Below are 1,656 nucleotides of genomic sequence, written 5' to 3' on the forward strand. Positions count from 1 at the left end.
GGCGGGCGGCGACCGCACCCGCGGCCAACGCGCTCGGCCGGGTCGGGCGGGCGCCGCTCGCCTGCGTCGCCGTCACGGTGGCGCTCGTCGCCCTCGCGCTGACGACCGGCGGCGGTGCACCGTCGCCCGTCGCCGCCGAGCCCCCGCCGGCCCCATCGACCCAGCCGGCTCCCTCGGCCCAGCCGTCGCCTTCGTCCCCCTCGTCCTCGTCGTCCCCCTCGACCTCGTCGACGGGGCAGGCGGCAGCGCCCGCCCGCGCCCGCCGCCCGGCGACCGCGCTGGCGATCTCGCTCGACCGGGTGGGCGCCGCCGAGGCGGACGTCGTCCTGCGCACCGACCGCACCACCGGCCCGCTCGAGGTCCGCACCGAGACCGACGGCGGCTCGCTGAGCTACCCGCTCGTCACCCCACGACCCGGCCGACCGGCCACGGTCACCGTCCAGCTCCCCAGGCGAGGTCGCACCGTGATCACCCTGCACACCACCGACCAGGTCGAGCCGCTGCGCACCCTGTCGGTGTCGCGATGACCCGCCCACCCGCCGTCCGGCTGCTGCTGGCGCTCGCGCTGCTGCTGCTGGTGCCCGCCGATCCGGCGCACGCCGCCGGTGACGGCGTCGCGTGGGTGCGGGCGGCGCACCTGGTGCCCGACGTCGGCGCCGCGCGCGTCGACCTGGCCCCGCTCGACGGCACCCCGGGCACGAAGATCCTGATGACGCCGGGCGCCGGCTACGGCGACGTCACCGACTACCAGAAGGTCGCACCCGGCTCGTACACGCTCACCGTGCGGCCGAGCGCGGGCAGCATCGCGCCGCTGCTGTCCCGGCAGTTCACCGTGCGCAAGGGTCGGGCCGTCACGCTGGCGATCGTGGGCACCGCCTCCGCCCCCCGGCTGGCGACGCTCGTCGACGACCTCACGCCGCCCGCCCGGGGCGCGGCCAACGTGCGCGTGCTGCCGGCCGTGTCGCTGGCCGACCACGTCTCGGTGCAGGCGGTCGGCGGACCGGCGCTCGTGCAGGGCGCGGCGATCGGCCAGGTCACCGGTTACCGGTCGGTGCCGGCCGGCCGCTGGACGCTGCGGGTCAGGGGCGACGACGACCCGGCGACCACCGGCAGCGTCCGGCTCGGCGCCGGCGGCGTCTACACCGTCGTCGTGCTCGACGGCTCGGCCGGACGGCTGCGCACGAAGGTCTTCACCGACGCCTCGGGCGTGGGTGCGGCGCCCGCGGGCGGCGCGCAGACCGGTGGCGGCGGCACGGCCGGCCAGGCGCCCGGCAGCATCGAGGTGCGGGCCTGGACGACGGCCGCCGGGTTCGCGGCGCTGCTGCTGCTGGCGCTGGGCCTGGCCCGCCGGGTGGTCGGCCGGTCGCGACGTCGCGAGTGAGGCCGCGCCCCGGCCGCCGCAGCACGCCGGCCGCCCGGGCCGCACTGCCGTCGGTGCCGTCGGTGCCGTCGGTGCTCTCGGTGCTCTCGGTGCTGCTGCTGGCGCTGGCGACGGCCTGCACCGGCACGAGCGACGCCGGCGGCCCGGTCGCCGCGGGCGCCGCACCAGCTGCGACGTCCGGCCCCGCGCCGACGTCCACCACCGCCGCGAGCCCCGGCCCCGCGCCGACGTCCGCCACGACGTCCGCCACGACGTCCGCCGTCGCGTCCGGTGCC

At 79.2% G+C, this 1,656-nt stretch carries 1 protein-coding gene and 2 pseudogenes; all 3 read left to right on the forward strand.

Features of this window, described 5'->3' with window-relative positions; all coding sequences use genetic code 11:
- Window positions 1-527, forward strand: a pseudogene (locus tag ACYVI6_RS18640) (hypothetical protein); the annotation flags it as partial.
- A complete protein-coding gene (locus ACYVI6_RS18645) occupies window positions 524-1,381 on the forward strand; it encodes a DUF4397 domain-containing protein (RefSeq protein WP_460447784.1) in 858 nt (285 codons plus the stop codon). The pseudogene ACYVI6_RS18640 and the gene ACYVI6_RS18645, both read left to right, overlap by 4 nt.
- A gap of 53 nt (window positions 1,382-1,434) precedes the next feature.
- Window positions 1,435-1,656: pseudogene (locus tag ACYVI6_RS18650) on the forward strand (hypothetical protein); the annotation flags it as partial.

Source organism: Angustibacter aerolatus (assembly GCF_054776675.1).

Coding starts and splice junctions, on each gene's coding strand:
- ACYVI6_RS18645 (WP_460447784.1), top strand. CDS start 524: ATGACCCGCCCACCCGCCGTCCGGCTGCTGCTGGCGCTCGCGCTGCTG.